Here is a 21354-nt window from a genome sequence, read left to right as displayed (position 1 = left end):
GATCATCCCTCCGCGCGGAACGCGGCCACCACCCAGTTCACGTGGCGGCCCCGATCGTCGTTGCTCGAGTGCCGCTTGAACAGGGGCATCCTCAGGATGCGCACGTGATCCTGGATGTTCGTCTTGAACGGCGAGTCCGCGATCGGCGTCCCGTCGGGCCGCACCTGCCGCCCCTCGATCTTCAGCCGCTTCAGCACCTCGAGCGACGCGAGCCGCAGGAGCTCATAGGCCCTGTCCGGGTCCTTGCTGCTCACGGACACGATGAGCTTGCCGAACGTCGGGTCCTTGTTGACCAGGACGTCCCCCTCCTCGAAGCCGCAGTCGAAGCGGATCTTCAGGTCGCTGACCCCCTTGTCGGCGAGCGCCTCGCGGAGCGCGTCGGCGTCCGGGAGCGCGATGCGATCGAAGACGCCGGCGTTGGGCAAGAACATGCCCTTCCCGCCGTCGCGCGAGTCCCTGAGCTCCGGCTTCCAGCTCTCCGCGTTGATGCGGAACTCGCGGCTGCAGTGCGTCTGCACGACGTGCTGCTGCTCGAAATCGATCGGCTGCCCGTCCGCGATGCGCATCTGCCACGCGACGAGGTTCACGGGGACGCGGCCGCGCTTCCGCTTGATGCCGTAGCTCTCCTCGCTGACAGGGTGCTCCACCTGGATTCGCGTGTTCATCTCCAGGAAGTAGAACTTCCCTTCCTTGAACATCAGCTCCACGGTGCCCGCGCCCACGTAGCCCACGCGCTCGGCGATCCGCACGGCGAGCCCGCAGATCCGCTCTTCCAGGCCGGGGTAACGCCGCAGCAGGGCCGGCGGCGCCTCCTCCTGGATCTTCTGGCTCGCGCGCTGCTCGCTGCAGTCGCGCATGCCGAAGTGCCGCGTGTTGCCGTAGCGATCCCGCAGCACCTGCACCTCCAGGTGGATCGTCTCCGGGATGTTCTGCTCGAACATCACGCCCGGCTGCCAGTTGTACGCCCGGATCTCGCCGAGGACCTTCTGGATGGCCTGAGGCACCTGCTCCTCGGTCGGGATGACCGCCTGCCCGCGCCCGCCGCCGCCGTTCGCGGCCTTGAGCCGGCCCGGGAAGGTGAACCCCCCGGCGGCGTGCGTCTCCAGGATGATCCGCTGGATCTCGCCCGGGTCGTCGCTGTCGATGACGAGGCCCGGGGTCACCGCCGAGGGGTCGAACTCCTGGGCCATCAGGCGGAATTTGCGCTTGTCGCCGGCGTTCTCCACGACGTCCTGCATCGGGCCGATGAAGACGATGTTCTCCCGGCGGAAGTGCCGGATGGCCGCGGCGTTCTCCGCGAGCGGGCCGTAGCCGGGGTAGAGGCCGGCGCGCGACAGCTCCTCCTCCCACCCGTCCCCGAAGCGCCGCGCGAACTCGGCCCGCACCTTGTCCGCGATCTGGATGTAGTTCGCGTAGCTCTCGCGGAAGTTCCCCTCGAGGCCCACCGCGAAGCCGCCGCCCTCCCGCGCGATCCGCACCTGCAGCGCGTCCTTGTCGTCCGTGAGGCTGTAGAGGACCACGGGGATCTTGCCGAGCGCGAGGGCCTCGCGCGTGGCCCGGACGCCCATCTCGCCCTTGTCCGCCACGAGGATGTACTTGAGCTTGCCCGCGCTCACGGTCGTGGCGGGGTAGGTGTCGAGCCGGTGCACCGCGGCGTAGAGGAGGTCGAGCACCTGCGGGTCTTCCCTGTACAGCTCGGCGGCCCGGGCGCGCAGCAGCTCCGCCGCCTGGTCGCGCAGCGACGGGTCGTCCTGCGCCAGGATCAGGAACTTGAGGAGGCGCTCGTCCTCGAACTCGCGGCGCTCGAGGGCCCGCAGCAGCCCGTCCTCCAGGTACCCGGCGAGCCCGTCCCGGTCCGCGGGCGTGATCGACGCGCGCGTCTCGCGGAGGCGCGAGAGCAGATCCTCCGCCTCCGACAGGAGGTCCTGCACCCGCACCTCGTCGTTGAGCTCCCGGCGCAGCGCCGCCTCTAGGGGGCGCTGCCAGCCGAAGTGCGTCCTCCACACCTCGCCGTTCGCGATCAGGTAGCGCAGCCCGAGGAGCCGGTGCGCGTCTCGGCCGCCGGCCAGCGTGCCCAGGTCGAGCAGCACGAACCCCGGGACGCCCATCGCCGTGGTGAGCGCCTCCATCGAGGAGACATAGCCGCCGCGCGGCAACACCAGCTTCCAGGGCGGAAGAGCTTGAGGGTCCTTGCGAACGGGGAGGGAGCTGGTGCGGACGGCGGTGGTCATTCCAGGCGGTTCTCCGGCGCGGAAGCAAGCACCGAACCGTTACGGGATGTCAAGCCTGTCCGCCCGCCCGCCGGGTGAGGACCTCATCGCTCACCAGCCGCGTTCACATGCACACGAGAACACCACGTCATGGCCGTACAGGCACCTGGAGCGAGCGCGCGCAGGGCTCTTTGACAGCGGCTCATCGCCTCATCGAAGGGCACGGCACGCGGTGACACATGCGGTAACAAGAGAGAACGCAAGGGCGCAAGGGCGCAAGAGACGCGAGGAACAGAGATGAAATCTGCTGTCTTCTTCCCCTCGCGCCCCCTGCGCCGTTGCTGTCCTCTTCGTATGATCTGGCTATCCGCGGGAGTTCAACGCGAGCGGCGCTCTGGCCCGTTGTCTCGTGGACTCTCGATGATGCGCCCCCCCGCGAACGCGCTCGACCATCCATCCGTCGCGACGATCGTCGGGCGTCGTGAGCGCGCGCGGAGGTGTGGGGGGAACCGCCGGACCGCAGCGGCGCCGGCAGCGCCGCAGGGGAGGCTCAGCGGGAACGAGCCGGCGCGGGGGGCGGGCGCCGGCGGATCAGGGCGTGGGGCTCGCGTCGGGGGCCGCCGGCGGCGACGGCTGGAGCGGCGCGCCCTCGGGCTCCCCCTCGGCCGCCTCCTCCTCGCCCTCGCCGGAGAGGATCCGCTGGACGTCCTCGCACCGGCCGTCCGGGTACGTGGCCGCGTACTCCTTGGCCATCTCGGACGCCTCGTCCTTGTGCCCCGCGACCACCTCGGCGCGGATGCGCTTGCAGAACGAGTCCTCCGCGAGGTTGCCCTCGGGCGACAGCGACCGCGACTGCCCGTAGTATTTGGCCGCCAGCGCCTGCTCGCCCATGCTGGCGTACATGTCGCCGAGCTTGTACGCGGCGATCGGCGCGTTCGCGTCCGTCGGGAAGCCCTCGACGACGCGCGCGAACGCGCGCATCGCCGCGGCCCGATCGCCGCCCTTCGCGCGCAGGAGATCGCTGAGGTCCATCAGCTCCCTCGCCGTCTTCGCCGAGGCGATCGCCCCGTCGACGCCGCCGCTCTGCTGCTGCAGGCTCTGCAGCGCCTCGGCGACGTTGCCCGCGTTGTACCGCGCGCGCCAGTCCGGCGGCTGCGGCGCGACGACCGGCGGCGACGGCGACTCGGCCGACGCCACCGGCTCGCTCGAGCGCGCCGCCGGCGCCGAGCGAGGCCGCCGCGGCTGCGGCGGCGCCACCGCGGTCGTGCGCTGGCGGATCGGCACGCCCTCCTCGGCGTCGCCGCGCCCGAGCTCGCGCGAGCCGGCCGGCGACGTGAGCTTGACCGAGCCGTCGGTGACGTCGACGTCGATGTCGTCGACGTTGTGCCGCACGCGCAGCGCGCTGCCCGACGCCATCGCGAGCCGCGCCTCCCCCGCGACGAGCGAGAGCGCCGCCGCGCGCGGCCCGCGCACTGTGTCGAGCGACGCCTCGCCCTGCACGAGCCGCAGCGTCAGCGCGCCCCCGTCCGCCCGCTGCTCGACCTCGATGGTCGTGCCCGGCGTGAGCGAGATCGTGCCGCCGCCCGGCAGCGGGAAGGTGCGCTCCTGCGTGCCCGCGGCGAACACGTCGACGAGCGACGGCGCGTCGTCGGTCGGCGCGACGGCCGTGGCCGCCGGCGCGCCCGGCGCCCCGCTCCAGATCGACTTGCCGAGCCACAGGCCGCCCGCGAACGCCGCGAACGTCGCCGCCGCGAGCAGCGCGGCCGTGCCCGCGCGGCGCCGCGACGCCGGCTCGCGCGCGTGAAGGTCGTGCTCGATACGGTCCCAGACGCGCGCGATCCGGTCGTCGGTCGCGTGGTCGCGCAGATCTTCCGGAGCGATCCGGGGTAGCCCTCGCCGGCTCATGACGACGCCTCGTTGCTGGTGGGATCCACAAAATGTCCGTCGAGGAAGTGTTGCGCCCGTGAAATCCGCCGCTTGACCGTGGCCAGCGAGCAGTCGGTCATCTGCGCGACCGTCTCGAGATCGTGCCCCTCCACCGAGCGGAGGATCCACGCGATCCGCTCGTCGGCCGGCAGCGTCTGGAGCAGGGCGTAGATCTGCGCGATCTGCGCGCGCATGTGGGGAGAGGCCGCCGGGCTCGCGAGGGCGTCGAGATCGACCGGCTCGCTCGACTTGCCCATCCCGAGCAGGCCGAGCAGCCGCGCGCGCCGCATCCGCGAGCGGACCTTGTGGACGACGATCGACCCGAGCCACGCCCGGAAGGCCGCCGGGTCCACGAGGTCGCCGAGGCGCTCGAACGCGCGGAGGAACGCGTCGTGCACGATGTCCTCCACGTCGCGCGCCGAGCCCTCGATGCGCGTCGCCAGGTGGATGGCGAACGCCGCGTGCCGCCGGTAGAGCTGCTCGAGGGCCCTCACGTCCCCGCGGGCGCCGAGGATCACGAGCTGCGCGTCCGGCAGCTCCGTAAGGCCGGCCCCGCGCTCCGTCGGTCCCGTCGCGGCGGAAGGCCGCCTGTCACCGACGTTGCCCGCGCGCGCGCCCCCGGACCGGACCTCCCTGCGGCCGCGCTCCTCCGGGGCGAAGGCGGACCCGACGTCGCCCGCGCCCTCCTGGGCCTCCACGACCGGGGCAGCCGGGACGACCGGTTCCACTAGGCGCAGCCGCCCTCGCTGAGGTCTCAGAGCCATGGTTCGTACCCGAAAGGAGCAGGATGAAGAGGGTCGCTACGCCCTCGCGGGAAGTGAAGCTGGCCCCCGGCCGTGAACGGAGCTTCGCGCCCCGGGTCTCCTGTCCTTGGCGGAGTCAGGAGCGCCCCGAGCTTCCCACAAATTTCTAGACGCCCGGTGGGGCTCGGGCGGCTCATCGAAAAAACTGTGAGCCGTTCTGTCGACCCGCGGCGTCTGGGTGGGTGGCCGCCGGATTCGACGCGCGGCTCATACGTCTGCTGGTTGGGAGGGCGGCCTCGCTGCCCTCATTTTCGGAGGATTTTCCAATGAACAAGCTCGTTCTTGCGCTCGTCGCCGTGTCGGTCTCGTCCCTCGCCGTTGCCTGCGGCGGCGGCTCCGCGCCCGCGTCCGACCCGTCGTCCGCGGCGCCGACCGACCCGGCGGCGGCCCCGGCCGACCCGGCGGCGGCCCCGGCCGACCCGGCGGCGGCCCCGGCGGCGCCGGCCGACCCGGCGGCGGCTCCGGCCGACCCGGCGGCGGCTCCGGCGCAGTGAGTTCGCTGCGCAGCGCGCCGCTTCCCTGGTGAAGCGCGCGCTGCGATGCGCTTTGGGCGGCGCCTCTCCGGAGGCGTCGCCCTCTTTCATTTTGTCCTGCTGCGGCCGTGCTTCGACGCCATCGGCGGACCGTTTCCGTGTACGTTCCGTCCGCACGCCTTGCTGCGGGCGGCTCGGCGCGGCGCAGCCGCGGCCCGCGAGCCGTTCCCGCTCCTGCTCGTGACCAGACCTCTCACGTCCCGGGAGCCGATCGAATGGGTATCACAAGCCGGCTGAGCTCCATGCTGCGGTCCGGGCGGCGTCGCCCTGGCCTGTCCTTCCCGCGCGCGGTCGCCTGGTCCGCGCTCGTCACCCTCGCGGGGTCCGGCCTCGGCGCGGGCTGCGGCCGCACCGACACGTGGGAGTACCCCGGCCCGCCCGGCGTCGAGCCCGCGGCGTGCGGCGACGGCGTCTGCGACGGCGCCGAGGACTGCGCGCGCTGCGCCGCCGACTGCGGCGCCTGCGCGGCGTGCGGCGACGGCGCCTGCGACCGGGCGAGCGAGTCGTGCGCGAGCTGTCCCGGCGACTGCGGCGCCTGCGCCCTGTGCGGCGACGGCGCCTGCGACGACGACGAGAGCTGCGGGAGCTGCGCCGTGGACTGCGGCCTCTGCCCGGACTGCGGCGACGGCGTCTGCGATCCGGCGGGCGAGTCGTGCGCGAGCTGCCCCGGCGACTGCGGCCAGTGCCCGAGCTGCGGCGACGGCGCGTGCGGCAGAGACGAGACGTGCCTGACGTGCCCGCGTGACTGCGGCGTCTGCGCCTCGTGCGGCGACGGCGTCTGCGCCGCGCCCGAGGACTGCTTCTCGTGCGCCCCCGACTGCGGCGGCTGCGCCTCGTGCGGCGACGGGGTGTGCAACCCCGGGATCGAGGGCTGCTTCTCGTGCCCGGCGGACTGCGGCGACTGCGCCACGTGCGGCGACGGCCGCTGCTCGGGGACGGAGACGTGCGCGTCGTGCCAGCGCGACTGCGGCGTGTGCGCGGTCTGCTCGAACGGCATCTGCGAGCCCTTCGAGACGTGCGCCGCCTGTCCGTCGGACTGCGGCGCGTGCCGGCCCACGAGCTGCCTGGAGGTGATCACCTGCGCGTTCACGTGCGTCGATCCCGAGCAGACGCCGCCGGACATCGGGATCGCGTGCGTCTCGAACTGCATGGCGCAGGGCTGCGCCAACGCCCAGTTCTTCGGCGAGCGGGTGTTGACGTGCGCCCTCTCGTCGCTCCCCCGCTGCGACGGCGACATGGAGTGCGTCCAGGACCGGTGCGCCGTCCAGATCGCGTCGTGCCTCGGGGCCACCTGCTGATCGCCCCAGGCGCGGCGCGGGCGTCCGCCCTCGCCGCGCCCCCGCTGCCGCCTCGGTCGCCCTCGCCTCAGGCGTCGTCGAGCAGCTCCGTGGCCGTCAGCTCGCTGGCCGACCGCCCGTGCTCGTACTCGAGCAGGCCGAGCGCGGCGTAGCGCGGCCGGATCCGCCCGGAGAGCAGGCCGATCCGCTTCAGGTTCGGCACGATCCGCTTGAACATCGTCCGGCGGAAGAACCCCATCAGATCGCTGGCCAGCATGAGCTCGTCCCACTCGCAGCGCGTCATGCGGTGGGCGTAGAACTCGTCATAGAACTCGTGCGCCAGGAACCGGTTGCGCAGGAGGAGCGACAGCTCGAACGCCCAGTCCTCCCGCTCCCTCCGCGCCCGCTCGTCGATGCCCTCGCGGTAGAACCTGCTCAGCGCGAGGACTCCATAGTGCACGTGGCGCGCCTCATCGGTGATGACCGATCGCAGGACGTCCTTGAGGAGCGGCTCGCTCGTCATCTGCCGAATCGAGCCGAACGCGCCGAGCGCCAGGCCCTCGATCATGATCTGCATACCGAGGAACTTCATGTCCCACCGGCTGTCGCTCATGATGGCGTCGATGACGACATACAGGTTGTCGTTGATCTCGTAGAGCTTCTCCAGCTTCTGCGTGAGGTAGGCGTGGAACACCTCGACGTGGCGCCCCTCGTCGGCCACCTGCGTGCTGCCGTACAGCTTGGCGTCGAGCGAGGGTACGGACTCGGTGATCTGCGACGCGGCGAACAGCGCGCCCTGCTCGCCGTGCAGGAACTGGCTCAGCATCCACGAGAGGAGGCCATGGCGCTGCGTGGCCCGCTCCCGCTCCGAGAGCCGGCCCCAGAGGGGCAGCCGGGACGGCGGCATCCAGCTGTCGGGCAAGAGCTGCATTGTCGGGTCGAGCCAATCGACTTCCCGGGACCAGTCGAGGTCGGTCGACGCGTTCCACTGGGACGTCTTGGCGAGGTGGTAGAGCCTCGCCATGTCGGGGTCGTCCCGCCCGTAACTCCAGTTAAAGCTGGCCTCGTAACCAACAGAGATATCGGTCGAGCCCACCCCCTTGCCTCGCCGCTGGACGAAGCCGCGAAACGCGGGCCCGAGCAGCGACGCTAGCACCCGGACGTTGCCGCTCATCGATGCGTCGCGGAGGAGAGGGGCGGAATCGCGGAGGGTCTGGATAGCGTGTTGGAGGCGCATGGACATGAGAGCTTTCCGAAGCGACCAGGCGCGGTCCGGCGCCCGCGGTCAACCGTTATAATGGCATCCATCACCCAGCGGCAATCGTCTGATCACCGTTTTTGCGTCGTCATCCCGGCTCCGGGACCTCCCGAGTCCGCCAGGGGGGACACGCCGGGCGTGCGCCCGTCGCTCACCTGACATGACAGCCGCGGAGGGGCCCCGCCGGCCGGGCGCGCGCCGGCTCAGCTCGCGCCGCTGCGCAGCGTCGGCGCGGGCGAGGAGCACGAGGGCGGCCGCTCCCCGATCAGCACGAGGCCGGGCGGCCCTGCAGAGAGCTCGAGCCCCTCGACGCCGCGGACCGCCTCCTCTGTCGCGCAGGGGCCGTGCACCTCCTCGACCGGCGCCCACGCGCCGACCCGGGCCAGATCGCCGCCGATGATCTCCGGGTGGATCGTCGAGCGCACCACCACCTGCCCGGCGTGCAGGCACAGGTTCGGGTGCACGCGCCCGTCCGCGCGGCTCCGCTGCGCGATCTCGTCGTGGAGCGCCGCGGCGATCTCGATCACCGCCGCCCGCTCCCGCAGCGCCTTGGCGGGGTCGCAGGAGAGCACGCGCACGGCGAGGATCTCGCTGCCGGTCATGGACACCAGCGTGAGCCCGGCGTCCCGGAGGCGCTCCTCGGCGACGTCGAGCGCGAGGCCGAGCTCGTCGGCGAGCGCGTCGTCGAGGTCGTCGGCGTCGGTGCGCGCGCGGAGGTCGAGGTAGACAGCGATCGCGTCGGTCGCGAGCTCGGGCAGGCTGCTCCGCCCCGACGACGGCTCGCCCACCGCCTCGCGCAGCGTGCAGAGGAGGCTCTTCACCGAGGGGAAGCGGTGCTCCGGCTGCTTCTCCAGGCAGCGCAGCACCACGGCGTCGAGCGCGGCCGGCAGCGGGGTCCGCCGGCTCGGGCGCGGCGCCGGCTCCTCCAGGTGCTGCCGGAGCAGCTCGGTCGCGTCCGGCGAGTAGAACGGCAGCTTGCCCGTGAGCAGCCGGTGGAGCAGGACGCCGAGCGCATAGACGTCGACGCGCGCGTCGATGGGGCCGCCGAGGATCTGCTCCGGCGCCATGATCGTGAGCGTGCCGGGCGCCCGCCCCGCCGTGGTGAAGCCGGTCGGGCCGTCCTCGGCCTCCATCAGCTTGGCGATCCCGAAGTCGAGGAGCTTCACCTTCCGCGGCGCGCCCCGCGAGACGAAGATGTTGCTGCCCTTCACGTCGCGATGGATGATCCCCGCGGCGTGCGCCGCGTCGAGCGCCGAGCAGACCGGCTCGAGCAGATCGAGCGCCTGCTCCGGCGAGAACCTCCCCTCCTGCCGGAGCAGCACGTCGAGCGTCAGCCCGTCGAGGTGCTCCATCACGTAGAACGGCCTCCCGTCCGCGAGCTCGCCGACGTCGTAGATCTCGACGATGCCCGGGTGGTTGAGCCGCCGCACCACCTCGATCTCGCGCAGGAACCGCTTCACCATCTTCGGCGAGGCGGCGAGCGTCCCGTGGAGCACCTTCATCGCCACACGCGCGCCGGTCCGGAGCTGCCTCGCCTCGTAGACTGCCCCACATCCGCCCCGGGCGATGGGCGTCACAACGCTGTAGTCGCCCGCACGCGCGCCGCACGGCAGCTCTCCTCTGGAGAACGACCTCTCCTCCAGCGAAAATGCCCGAGTTTCATCATTGCGCGTCGCCAAACCATCCATCGTCATAAACCCCCCGATGCGATTAAGGCCTCGCCCGAGCGACGTTTTTCCCGGCGCGGAACGCTCATGTTGCCACTACACGTCGCTCCCCCTGGTGGTACAGTAAATCCATCGTTATCTAGACGGTAGCCTATTCCATCTGCTGGCAGAATAGGGGGGACAGATGAAGGGGCGAGTCCACGCGCGTTACCTGCGGACGTTTCTGTTCGTTACATTGCCCTGCTGCGGTGGCGGCGACGGATTTCCGACGGAGTGGGGGTCGGTCGAGGCGACCTCAAGTGCGCTCCTGAATCACAACGCCCTCAACCCCAACGCCCTCAACCCCAACGCCCTCAACCCCAACGCCCTCAACCCCAACGCCCTGGCCCCGAGCAGGCTCCAGGAGAGCAGCCTCTCGGAGAGCGCCCTCGGCGCCATCACCGAGCCCGGCGAGCTCGGCGCGATCTCGAGGCAGCTCCTTCAATACATCGTGAGCTGCGCGCTGAGCTCAACGCAGTCGTTCCACTTCTCGTGGCGCGACGAGCTCGGCGAGCTGCACGAGGAGCGCTACCGGGGGCACCTCGGGCTCGCCGCGAGCTGGATCGACGAGCCGCTGAGCCCGTCGCGGAGGCTCTGGGTCTCGGCCTGCGTGGCGTCGCGGGCCAACCGGGCCGGCGTGTCGGTGATGATCTCGTCGCGCGCGACGCACCCGGCCCTCAGGTACCCGGACAGGAGCGAGGTCGAGTCCTTTCCCCGGGAGGAGGGCGCGTTCTGGGGCAACCTGTTCACGAGCCCCCCCCGACTCTATGCCTGCTACAAAGAGGCCAATGTGGCGAACTCTCGCGCGCTCGGCAGGGACTGCGCGGCAGGGCGCCTCGACTCCGCCGGGGCCGCCCGGGAGTGCCCCAACATCCACATCGTGGGCCCATGCGATCTCGCGTGCGACGGGCGGAGCACCTCCGGCGGCCATCACCCCGCCTGCACCGATGATCGCGGCGAGCCGTCGTCCGCCGTGATCACGACGTTCCTGCCCTGAGGCGCCGATGCTGCCCGATCCTCATCGAGGCGCAAGCGCGGCGCGCGCCGGGGCGCCCCCCGCGCGGTGCAGGGAGTGCGGCCGGCGGGTCGCGCACGCGGATCCAGGGTGCCCGCAGCACGGCCCCGTCATGCGGCAGGCCGGCCCGGAGCGCCGCGCGCCGGGCGGCGCGGACGACACAGGCGCCGGCTGGCTCGGCGCGACAGCGTTCCCCAGCGTCGCGGGCTACCGCGTCGCCCGGCTCGCCGGCGTGGGCGGGTTCGGGGCCGTGTTCGCGGCCGAGCCAGAGGGCGGCGGACGGACCGTGGCGATCAAGGTCGCGCGCGCCGATCGGGCGGACGCGCGCGTGCGCCTCCTCGAGGAGATGCGGGCCCTCCACGACATCGGGCCGCCCCACGTGCCCGCCGTCTACACGTGCGGCCAGCTCGCCTCCGGCCTGCCGTACTTCGTGATGGAGTACCTCGACGCCCCGACGCTAGCCGACCGCCTGATCGCGCCAGGCGTCACCTGCCCCGTGCCGCCGCGCGAGGCGTGCGCCCTCGCGCGCGCCGCGCTCCGGGCCCTCGACGAGATCCACGCGCGCGGCTACGTGCACCGCGACGTCAAGCCGGAGAACATCTTCGTCTCCGGCGCGCTGGCCCGGGACGGCGACGAGCGCGGCGGGCATCGCGCCACCATCATCGATCTCGGCCTCGCGGCAGGGCGCCGCGACGGGCAGATCGAGCTCACCGCCGAGCTCGACGCGCCCGGCACCGCCGAGTACATGGCGCCCGAGCAGTGCGACGGCCGCGGCGACGTCGACGCGCGCGCGGACGTCTACGCGCTCGGCGTCGTGCTGTTCGAGCTGCTCACCGGCAAGCCGCCGTTCTGGGGCCCCGCCGCCGTGGTGCGGCAGGACCACCTGAGCCGCCGCCCGCCGCGCCCCTCGTCGATGGCGCCGATCGCGCGCTCGCTCGAGGAGCTCGTGCTCCGGTGCCTCGCCAAGGACCCGGGCGAGCGCTTCGAGAGCGCCGCCGCGCTCTGCGCCGCCCTGGAGGCCTTCGAGCGCGCCCAGGAGCGCCGCCCCTCGCGGCCAAGCCGCGCCGCCACGGAGCCGCCGCCGACGTGCGGCCGCAGCGTCGGCCGGCGCGCCGTCGCGCTCCTCTTCTTCGAGGCCGCGCTCGACGTCGTGGCCCTCCAGCGGCGGCTCAGCGCGCTGGGCGGCCAGCTCGCGCACGCCGCGGGCAGCCGCGCCGTCGCCGTCTTCGACCACGAGGACGGCGCGAGCCCGCTGCGCCGCGCGATGCACGCCGCCCGCGAGCTCGAGCAGCAGCGCGTCCTCTCGCGCGGGTTGCTCGACCTCGCGACCGTGTCGGTGCAGACGCGGCCCGACGGCGCGCGGCGGTTCCTGAGCCCGCTCTTCCACCGCGACGACCGCTTCGCCCGCGCAGGCGCCGCGGGGATCGCCCTGTCGCCGGCCGCCGCCGCGGCGCTGGGCGACGGCGCCTCGCTGCCCGCGGGCGACAGCCTGCCGCCCGGGCCGGCCTCGGTCCAGGCCGGGCCGGCCTCCGCCCAGATCGACGCCGACACAGCGGTCGACGCGAGCTCCCAGCCGTTCGTCGGCCGGAGCGACGTCCTCGACGCGCTGGTCGCGGGCGCGCGCCAGGCCGTGACCGCCTCGATGCCCACCATCGCCAGCGTCATCGGCGCGGCCGGCCAGGGCAAGAGCCGCCTCGCCGGCGCGCTCGTGCAGCGGCTGCGCGCGCTCGACCGCCGCGCCGGGGTGATCGAGCTCCGGACCGGCGAGCCGGTCGCCGGCGGCGCCGACCGCGTCGTCCGGGAGATCCTCCAGCAGGCGCTCGGCCTGCCGTCGTCGCCGCCGGCGGACGGCGGCGGCGAGCTCCTCCGCCGCCGCCTCGGCGCCGCGCAGCACGCGCGGCTCGGGGGCGCCGTGGCGCTCGCGCTCGGCTGGATCAGCGACGGCGCGCCCGCCGAGGAGCGCTACCCGGAGCTCCGCGCGCTCTCCGCGGCGCCCGGCGCGCTGCGCGCCGCGCTCGCCGTCGCCGCCGGCGAGGCGCTGCGCCGGCGGTCGCACCGCACGCCGCTCTTCGTTGTGCTCGACGACGCGCACGAGGCGGACGACGCGGCGCTCGCCGCGCTCGAGTACGCGGCGCTCGCCGAGGCGCGGAGCCCGCTCTTCATCTGCGCCCTCGCGCGGCCGACCTTCGAGCGCGCGCGCCCCTCCTTCGGCGACCGCGCCGCGCGCCGCGAGACGCACCGCCTCGAGGCGCTCGACCGCGAGAGCGCGATCGCCCTCTGCCGGCGGCTGCTCCTGCCCGCCGAGGACGTGCCCGAGCCCGCGCTCACGCACCTGGTCGAGCGCACGCAGGGCGTCCCGCTCCTGCTCGTCGAGCTCGTGCGCGGCCTCAAGCGCGAGGGCATCGTGCGCCGGCACCCGCGCGGCGACGCCTGGTACCTCGCCACGGACGAGCTCGATCGCCTCCCCGGCATGCCGCTCCTCGACTGGCTCGCGCTCGGCGAGATCGACGCGCTCCCGCCCGCGCTCCAGGCGCACGCGCGCCTCGTCGCGCTCCTCGGCCCCGACGTCACCGTCGCCGAGGTGGCCGGCGTGCTCCAGCGGCTCGACGAGCACGGCGAGGCCGGCGACCTCCCGCTCGACGCCGCCGTCGCCGTGAAGCGCCTGCTCGCCGCGGGCCTGCTCGTCCAGGATCGGCGGGGCCGCATCGGCTTCCGGCACGCGCTGGTCCGCGAGGCCGTGGCCCGCGGCGCGCCCGAGCCGCTCCGCCGGCGCGTGCACCTGGCGGCCTTCAAGCTGCACCGCGACGCGGCCGGCGACGAGGGCGGCGAGGGCGGCGAGCGCGCCGCGCCCCACGACAGGGACGCGCGCCTGCTCCCGTTCGCGTACCACGCCGCGCGCGCGGGCCTCGCCGGGGTCGCCGAGGCCGCCTACCTCACCCTGGCCGAGCGCGCGCGCGCCCGGCACGCCTACCTCGACGCGGAGACGTTCTACAGCCGCGCGCTGGAGCAGCCGAGCGATCCGGCGGCGCAGGGCGCGAGCGCCCCCTCGAGCCCGCCGCTTCCATCGCGCGACGACGCCCCCTCGAGCCCGCCGCGCGCGCGCCCCGATCGCGCCGCCGCGCACCGGGGCCGCGGCCTCATGCGCTACCGCCTGGGCCGCTACCACGACGCGCTCGCCGATTTCGCCAGCGCGCGGGCGATCGCGCGCGCGCGGGGCGACGTCCCGGCGCAGATCGACATCCTCCTCGACGAGGCGACGGCGCTCGACTGGATGGACGAGTTCAAGAGCTCCGAGGAGCGCGTCGAGGAGGCACGCGCGCTCGCCGCCGGCATCGCGCTGTCGCCGGCGCTCGCCGCGCGCCTCTCGCTCGGCGTCGGGCGCTCGCTCCACCGCTTCAGCCGGGAGGAGGAGGCGGCCGCCGCGCTCGAGCGCGCCGCGGCCGCGGCCGCCTCGCTGGGCGGCGACGGCTACGAGACGCTCGTCATCTCGCTGCTCATGCTCGGCTTCGTCCTCCAGGGGCTCGGCCGGCTCGACGACGCCGAGGACGCGCTCGGCCGGGCGATCGCGCTCTGCGAGGCGCACCGCGACACGCTCCACCTCGGCTCGGTGACCAACAACCGCGCGCTCCTCTGGGCGTGCCGCGGCGACAAGGCGCGGATGATCGCCGACCTCGAGCGGGTGCTGTCGCTCGCGCGCGAGCTCGGCCAGAGCGGGCTGGAGCGCGTCGGCGAGTACAACCTCGGCGAGTACCTCTACCTCATGGACGACCTCGCGGCGGCGGAGCCGCACATCGAGCGCGCGCTCGAGATCGAGCAGCGCCGGTTCTGCGGGGCGTGCCGGCCCGTCGCCCTGCTCCTCAAGGCCCGGTTCCTCTTCTACTGCGGCGAGGAGGACGAGGCCCGCGCGCTGTTCGAGCGGATGCGCGCGACGCAGGACCAGGCGCGCGCCGAGGGCCGCGCCGACGCGCTGATGGTCCCCTCCGAGGAGGTGCTCTGCGCCATGATCGGCCTGGCGACGGGCGACAGCGGCGACGGGAGCGACGGCGCGTGGGACGCCCTCGTGGACCGCTCGGCGCAGAGCTCCGTCGGCCAAGAGCACATCGAGGTGCTCGAGATCCGCGCGGTGACCGCCCTGCGCCGCGGCCGGCTCGCCGCCGCGCGCGCCGCGCTCTCGGCCGCGCTGCGCGCCGCCGAGCGCATCCCGAACGTCATGGGCGACCGGCTGCGCCGCCACGCCGCCGCGATCGCGGCGCGCGACGCCGGCGAGCCGGCCCTGGATCCGGCGACGCTCCCCTCGTAGGCGCGGACAGGCGCGGAGGTGCGACATCCCCCCGCCCGCGGCGACGTCGTGATCTCCTCCTGACAGAACGCTGACACCGCCCCTCGGAACGCCGCGTCGCTACGTCCGAGCCTGATCTTCTCTACGGCGGTCCCCGTACAGCCCTGCTCCGTGCATGCATGCGTGTCCGTGATGCGCGCTTCGAGAATGTCAGTCCACGGACATGAAGGCACCGCTCGAATCATTTTTGCGTTGGCCTGGGCAATATTTTGACCTCGAAGACAAGCCTTCCGCGCGCTTGACAACACGAGCTCTCGGCATGTCTTGACAGCCAGAAATCCGGGGTCGGCTTGACATATGGGCCCATGGGCTCGACTTGATCCGCACGATCGCAAGCACGATGTTGGACTCCAATTCACACGAGCATTCAGGCGAGCAAGAGAGCAGGGGACGCCACTCAATCGATCACGGCCGGCTTGACGCCGGCGAGCGGCGCTCCGAGAACGCGAGGGTTTATAGAAGTGACGAGAACCATTGACGAAATCGACGTGAGTGGGAGAAAGACCGCGGTGTGGGGGGTCATCCCGGCCGTCGGGCGGGAGAGCGGCGCTCGGCCGCCCGCCTTCTCGAGAGAGCTGCTGCCGGTCGGCAGCCGCCTCGAGCGGGGCGTCGCGCGGCCTCGCGCGCTGAGCGAGCACCTCGTCGAGCGCGTGCTGCTCGCCGGCGCGACAAGGATCTGCTTCGTCGTCTCGTCGGGCAGCTCGGACGTCCTCGACTACTACGGGGCCACCGCCGGGCAAGCGAGCCTGTCGTACGTCGTCCAGCCGAGGCCCGCCGGCCTCTGCGACGCCATCTTCCGCGCGCTGCCGCTCATCCCGCCGGAGGATCTCGTGTTCGTCGGCCTGCCGGACACGATCTGGTTCCCCGAGGACGGGCTCTCGGCGCTCCGGTCGCGGGCCCTCTCCTTCCTCCTGTTCCCTGTCGACCGCCCGGAGCTCCTCGACGCCGTGGTCACCGACGACGACGGGCGCGTCCTCGAGATCCAGGTGAGGCACCGCGACCCCGCGTCGCGCTGGACCTGGGGCGCCTTCAAGCTGACCGGCGCGGCACTCCAGGAGCTCCACGAGCTCTGGCGCGCACGGGGCCGGCGCGACGAGCACATCGGCCCCCTCGTCAACGAGTACATCGGCCGCGGCGGCGTGGCGCTCGGCGTCCGCGCCGGGACCGCGTACGCCGACGTCGGGACCCTCGACGGCTACCGCGAGGCCATGCGCCTCCTCGGCGCCGGGGCGCGCCCGCCGGCCGCGCAGGTCGCCGTCGACGGGGCGCGGAGCGAGCCCCCCGGCGCGCCGCTGTTCGCGGCCGAGGGCGACGCCCGCTGAGGCTCACCCGGCGGCGCACATCCACGGAGGGTCACCCGGTGGCGGCGAGCGCCAGCGTCCTCGCGTTGTCGGGCACGCACGTCAGGAACCGCTCGCGGAAGGTCGGGTCGCTGATCTTCGCCGCGCGGCTGAGCAGCTGCTCGCGCGCGGCGGCGAGCGCCTCGGCCGCCTCGCGCGCGGCCCCCGCGGCCGCGAGCGCCTCGGCGTAGGCGAGCCGCACCAGCGATTCCCCCTCCTCCAGCGAGCCCGCCTCCTCGAGCTGCGCGAACGCCTCGCGCGCGGCCGGCAGCGCCTCCTCCCCGCGGCCCTGCGCGAGCAGCGCGCGCGAGAGCACCGCGACAGCGGCGGCGCGGAGCGGCGGCGCCACCTTCAGCGCCTCGACCGCGGCGCGCGCCTCGCGCTCCGCGCCCGCCGGATCGCCCGAGCGCAGCAGGATCTGCGCGAGGTACATCAGCGCCACCCCCTCCATCCGCCGGTCGCCCTGCTGGTGGAACGCGGCGGCGGCGCGCTGCTCGAGCTGCTTCGCCTCCTCGAGCTGCCCCAGGTGGGCGATGACGTAGCCGAGGTTCTGGAGCGCGGCCGTCTCCACGTCGTCGAGGCCCATCCGCTGCGCCGCCGCGAGCGCCGTCCGGAGCGCCGACTCGGCCACCTCGAAGTCGCCGAGCTCGCCGTACAGGAAGCCCAGGTTCGCGCGCACCGAGCAGGCGTTCCGGCGGTCGCCGGCCTGCTCGAACGCCGGGAGCGCCGCCGTGAGCCCGCTCAGCGCCGCCCCGATGTCGCCCCTCGTCTGCGCCCGGATCGCGCGCACCTGCTGGTAGAGCCCCGCCGCCTGCGGCTCGAGCCCCGCCTTCTCGCCCGCGACAGCGTCGAGCATCCGGATCAGCTTGTCGGCCGCCGCGTAGCGGCCGCCGAAGATCAGGTACGTCGCGCCCTCGCACAGGCACATCACCCGGGCGCTGAGCGCGCCCACCGCCTCGGCCGCCCGCGCTGCCCACGCCTCGACGCGATCGAAATGACCGAGCTTCCCCTCCGCCATGACCACCTGCCCGATGGCGCGGAACCACGACGGGCTGCCGGGCCGCACGAGGCTCGCCGCCTCGGTGCCGCGCTGCGCCGCGAGCGCCGTCTCCTGCTGCCACAGGCTCACCTCGGCCTCCACCAGCCTGAGGCGCCCGAGCTCCTCGTCCGTCGCCCCGCACGCGATCCCCACCTCGGCGCGCGCGAGCGCGCTCGCCAGGTCGTTCGCCTCGATGGCCTGCTCGGCGGCCCGGCGGTACCACCGCACCGCGCGCGCGGGCTCGCCCCCGAGCCGGAAATGCTCCGCGAGCGCCATCGCGTCGGTGTGCCCGCTGCGCTCGAGCCACTCCCCGGCCAGCTTGTGGCCGAGCGTGCGGTCCTCCTCGGTCAGCATCGCGTACGCGGCCTCGCGCACGATCGCGTGGCGGAACACGTAGTCCGTCGGGATGAGCCACCCCGGCGTCGACGCCGGCGCGATGAGCTCCCGCGCCGCGAGCGCGTCGAGCCAGGTCTCGGTCTCCCTCACCCGCGTCGCGCCGCCGAGGAGCGCCGCCACCGCGAGCTTCGAGAAGCGGTCGCCGAAGATGCTCGCCGCCCGCAGCACGCGCTTCGCCTCGTGCCCCTCGGCGTCGAGCCGCGCCTCGACAGTGCCCAGCACCGAGTCGGGCAGCACGTGCCCCTTGCCGTCCGCGACCGCGCGGATCAGCTCTTCCAAGTAGAACGGGTTGCCGTCGGCCCGGTCCACGACCCGCGCCACCGTCTCGGCGGGCGTGTCCTCGCCGAGCGCGCTCCGCACCATCCGCTCGCTCGCCTTCGCGGGCAGCGGCCCGAGCTTGATCGTCTGCACCTCGCGGTCGGTCCAGAGCCCGGGGAACTGCCTGCTCACCTCGGGCCGGGCCAGCGCGAGCAGCATCAGCGGCAGGTCCCTGAGGTTCCTGAGCGTCTGATCGATGAGGCGCACGGTCGCGGGGTCGCCCCACTGCAGGTCCTCGAGCACGAGCAGCACCGGCTGCGCCGCGCACTCGGCCGCGAGCCAGTCCTCCCACGCGGCGCGCGTCGCGTCGGCCATGAGCATCGCGTTCTCGCGCGCCGCGCGCAGCCCGCTCGTCTCGCCGTCGGGGAACGGCGTCCGCGACAGCTCGCCCAGGAAGGCCGCGATCCGGCTCAGGGCGTCGCCGCTCAGGTGGCGCCCCAGCCGGCGCTTCAGCTTGCGCCGCCGCACCTCGATCGGCTCGCCCTCGCGCATCCCCGCCGCCTTGTAGAGCGCGTCGGCGATGAGCCCGAACGGCGACCCCGCGGCCACCGACTCGGCCCTGCCGGAGAGGATCTCCACCGCCCCGAACTGGCGCCGCACCCGGGTCAGGAACTCCAGCCGGAGCCGCGACTTCCCTGCCCCCGCCGGGCCGATCACGAGCACCGCGCTCGCCAGCGACTCGCTCACGCACCCCGCGAAAACGCCCTCCAGCATGGAGAGCTCGCGGCTGCGCCCGACCCACAGGCTCGGCTTGCCGAGCAGGACCGGGGTGCTCTCGTCGGCCGCCGTCTCGCTGGCGAGGAACGGCCCGTTCTCGTCCGTGTCGATCTTGAGCCGGCCGCCGACGACGCTGGCGGTCACGTCGTCGAGCCGGACCACGCCGGCCTGCGCGGCCCTGAGCGCGCGCACCCCCCTGTCGATCACGTCGCCCTCGATGAGCTTCGCCGACGACACCCCGCGCCCCGTCGCGACGGCGAGCGGGATGCCCGGGAACCGCGCGCGCAGCGCGAGCGCGCACCGCGCCGCCCGCTCGGCCCGGTCCACGGCGCTCCCGGCGCCGGCGAGGATCGCGATGAGCGACCCGCGCGAGATCTCCGTGATGTGCGCGCCGTAGGGCTCCACAGCGGCCCGCACCTCCGAGCGCGGCACCGCGGACCCCGGGCCCTCGTTCGAGAGCTCCTGCAGCACGCTCGACACGTCCGACGCGCTCGGCACCCCGCCGGCCGCCGCCACGCTCATCTCGACGTCGTCCGGCTCGCCGGCGAGCACGAGCGACACGAGCCGCTGCTCGCTGCGCGTGAGGAAGCCCGGCGGCCGCGCCGACCGCATCGTCTCGTCGCGCTGCGACGCCAGCGTCGTGGGCCGCGGCGTCGCCCAGGCGTCGAGCGCCTCGGCCATCTGCGCGAGCTGCGCCCCGACGTCGCCGCCGTCGCGCGGCCGGTCCTCGGGGTTCTTCGCCATCATCCGGTCGACGAGCAGCTCCAGCGGCTCCGGCACGTCCGCGCGGACGTCGCGCAGCCGGGGCGTCTGCTGGAACAGGAGCTTGGCGAGCGCGGCCATGACGTGCGCCCCCTCGAAGGCCGGGCGGCCCGCGATGCACTCGTAGAAGACGCACGCCAGCGAGAACACGTCCGCCCGCGCGTCGAGGGCGCTCCCGCTCTCGATCTGCTCGGGCGCGATGTACCCAGGCGTCCCGAGGATCCCGCCCGTGTAGGTGAGCCGCCGCGACTCCCCGTCCGGGCGCGCGATCCCGAAGTCGACGAGCTTGAGCTGGCCGACGTCGCCGGCCACGAGGAAGATGTTGCTCGGCTTGACGTCGCGGTGGATGATCCCTCGCGAGTGCGCGAACGCGAGCGCGTCCGCGGTCCTGCGCAGCACCGCGAGGCTCTCGGCGATCTTGAGCTGCCGGCGCGCGAGGCACGCCGCCAGGTCCTCGCCCTCCAGCCACTCCATCGCGAGGTAGTGGTCCCCGGCGCCGGTCCGCCCGTGGGCGACGTACCGGACGATCCCCGGGTGGCCGAGCTCGGCGAGGATCTGCGCCTCGCGCTCGAACCGCTCGACGTCGAAGGCCTCGCGGCTCAGGAGGATCTTGAGGGCGACGGGGCGGTCGTCGAGGCGGTCGTGCGCGCGGTAGACCGTCCCCATCCCCCCGGCCGCAACTTGCCGCTCGACGACGAAGCGGCTCGCGAGGACGGCGCCGGAATCCACCCGCTCGAGCTTACTCGAGGAAGACGGTCACCGAGCTCTTGTAGCGATCGGTCCGGGGCGGGAAGATGCGACCCCCGCACGGCAGCTCGAGCAGGGGCTCGCTGTCGCTGCAGTGCAGGAAGCTGCCGTCGGCCCTCGGGCCATCGCACACGTCTCTACAATCGCCCACGACGTCAACCACACAGTTGTTGAGCGAGTCCCCGCAGACGCGCGGGATCGACCTCTTCCCGGGCGCGAGGCAAGCGAACCGGCGCTGCGTCTCCAGGAAGACATTGCCGTAATAGGTCGCCTCCGGCACGTCGTACCTCTCGCGCTCCCGCTTCGTGGACGAGAGCGCCTCGTTCTGGCCGCGGATCGAGATGGTGACGTGCTCGCCCCGGTAATTCACGCGGGCGAGCAGGCAGGCTGATACCCACTCCTGACACGTCTCACCACACGAGCCCTGGCGCGTGCCCCACTCGGGCGCGAGGCCGAGCTCGCCGGTGAACGTGTACGACTTGCCGCCCACCTCCACCTTGAAGCTCTCGTCCTCGGGGAGCGCGCAGCTCACGATGAAGCTGAGGAGCTCTCGCGACTCGGGGTCGCGGAGCGCCTCGCTCGTGAACGAGTTGCCCATCAGGGCGTTGCGGGTGAGGGCGTTGCGGGTGAGGGCGTTGCGGGTCAGCGCATTCCGGGTGAGCGCGTTGCGGGTCAGCGCGTTGCGGGTCAGCGCGTTGTGGACCACGACCTCCTGCTGGACCTCCGCCACCACGTCATCATCACCCTCGAGCTCGGCGGACACGACACAAGCGGCCTGCGAGGACGCTACAGCCACGCAGACGATGAGAGCGAACTGGCGTGTAGATTCCATAGTCCTAATCTGATCTACACCAATACCGATCTTGAATTCAATTTCTTTATGGACATTTTCCTGGACATGTTTCTGCACACTGCCGTGACACGCATCACGTAGTCAGGTGCCGGGCGGGAGACTCCGCAGAGCGCAG

Annotated in this window: 12 protein-coding genes; 5 read left to right on the top strand and 7 right to left on the bottom strand. The window is 73.4% G+C overall.

Annotation, left to right across the window (positions count from 1 at the left end):
* Positions 1 to 2: 2 nt before the first annotated feature.
* The 3 genes from WMF42_RS43540 to WMF42_RS43530 all read right to left on the bottom strand — a co-directional run bounded on the left by WMF42_RS43540 (position 3) and on the right by WMF42_RS43530 (position 4864).
* Positions 3 to 2231: a biotin carboxylase N-terminal domain-containing protein gene (locus WMF42_RS43540; RefSeq protein ID WP_437689124.1), complete on the bottom strand. Its 2229-nt coding sequence runs from the start codon at positions 2229 to 2231 to the stop codon at positions 3 to 5.
* 570 nt (positions 2232 to 2801) lie between these two features.
* Positions 2802 to 4115, bottom strand: coding sequence for a FecR domain-containing protein (locus tag WMF42_RS43535; protein ID WP_437689122.1), 1314 nt, complete (start codon positions 4113 to 4115; stop codon positions 2802 to 2804).
* Positions 4112 to 4864 carry an RNA polymerase sigma factor gene (locus tag WMF42_RS43530; RefSeq protein WP_434044513.1) on the bottom strand — a complete coding sequence of 251 codons (753 nt, stop codon included), beginning with the start codon at positions 4862 to 4864 and terminating at the stop codon, positions 4112 to 4114. Before WMF42_RS43530 ends, WMF42_RS43535 begins: the two co-directional genes overlap by 4 nt.
* 341 nt (positions 4865 to 5205) lie before the next feature.
* Between WMF42_RS43530 and WMF42_RS43525 the strand changes: the two genes are divergently transcribed.
* Positions 5206 to 5433 (top strand): hypothetical protein, encoded by a 228-nt coding sequence (locus tag WMF42_RS43525; RefSeq protein ID WP_437689120.1) that lies wholly within the window; start codon positions 5206 to 5208, stop codon positions 5431 to 5433.
* 254 nt (positions 5434 to 5687) lie between these two features.
* Positions 5688 to 6770, top strand: a complete 1083-nt coding sequence (locus WMF42_RS43520) for a hypothetical protein (protein ID WP_061608734.1) — start codon at positions 5688 to 5690, stop codon at positions 6768 to 6770.
* 67 nt (positions 6771 to 6837) lie between these two features.
* Here the strand turns inward: WMF42_RS43520 and WMF42_RS43515 are convergent, their stop codons facing one another.
* Together WMF42_RS43515 and WMF42_RS43510 are read right to left on the bottom strand one after the other, a co-directional pair.
* A complete protein-coding gene (locus tag WMF42_RS43515; protein WP_437689118.1) occupies positions 6838 to 7923 on the bottom strand; it encodes a ferritin-like domain-containing protein in 1086 nt (361 codons plus the stop codon).
* A gap of 287 nt (positions 7924 to 8210) precedes the next feature.
* Positions 8211 to 9695 (bottom strand): serine/threonine-protein kinase, encoded by a 1485-nt coding sequence (locus WMF42_RS43510; RefSeq protein ID WP_437689117.1) that lies wholly within the window; start codon positions 9693 to 9695, stop codon positions 8211 to 8213.
* Between the two features lie 163 nt (positions 9696 to 9858).
* Between WMF42_RS43510 and WMF42_RS43505 the strand changes: the two genes are divergently transcribed.
* The 3 genes from WMF42_RS43505 to WMF42_RS43495 all read left to right on the top strand — a co-directional run bounded on the left by WMF42_RS43505 (position 9859) and on the right by WMF42_RS43495 (position 16389).
* A complete protein-coding gene (locus WMF42_RS43505; protein WP_155798443.1) occupies positions 9859 to 10710 on the top strand; it encodes a hypothetical protein in 852 nt (283 codons plus the stop codon).
* 130 nt (positions 10711 to 10840) lie between these two features.
* Positions 10841 to 15028 carry a serine/threonine-protein kinase gene (locus WMF42_RS43500; RefSeq protein WP_437689115.1) on the top strand — a complete coding sequence of 1396 codons (4188 nt, stop codon included), beginning with the start codon at positions 10841 to 10843 and terminating at the stop codon, positions 15026 to 15028.
* Positions 15029 to 15576: 548 nt separating this feature from the next.
* A complete protein-coding gene (locus WMF42_RS43495; RefSeq protein WP_061606766.1) occupies positions 15577 to 16389 on the top strand; it encodes a sugar phosphate nucleotidyltransferase in 813 nt (270 codons plus the stop codon).
* Between the two features lie 31 nt (positions 16390 to 16420).
* Here WMF42_RS43495 and WMF42_RS43490 read toward each other — a convergent pair whose 3' ends face one another.
* Both WMF42_RS43490 and WMF42_RS43485 read right to left on the bottom strand, forming a co-directional pair.
* Complete coding sequence (locus WMF42_RS43490; RefSeq protein WP_437689113.1) at positions 16421 to 20368, bottom strand: serine/threonine-protein kinase; 3948 nt, start codon at positions 20366 to 20368, stop codon at positions 16421 to 16423.
* A gap of 10 nt (positions 20369 to 20378) precedes the next feature.
* The gene (locus tag WMF42_RS43485; protein WP_437689112.1) at positions 20379 to 21149 is read right to left on the bottom strand and encodes a hypothetical protein; all 771 of its coding nucleotides are present in this window, start codon (positions 21147 to 21149) and stop codon (positions 20379 to 20381) included.
* Between the last annotated feature and the right edge of the window lie 205 nt (positions 21150 to 21354).

It is taken from the genome of Sorangium sp. So ce176, assembly GCF_051519835.1.
GTDB classification, from domain to species: Bacteria; Myxococcota_A; Polyangia; order Polyangiales; family Polyangiaceae; genus Sorangium; species Sorangium cellulosum_G.
The sequence above is the reverse complement of the archived record's forward strand: the minus strand, read 5'-3'. Positions and strand labels throughout refer to the sequence as shown.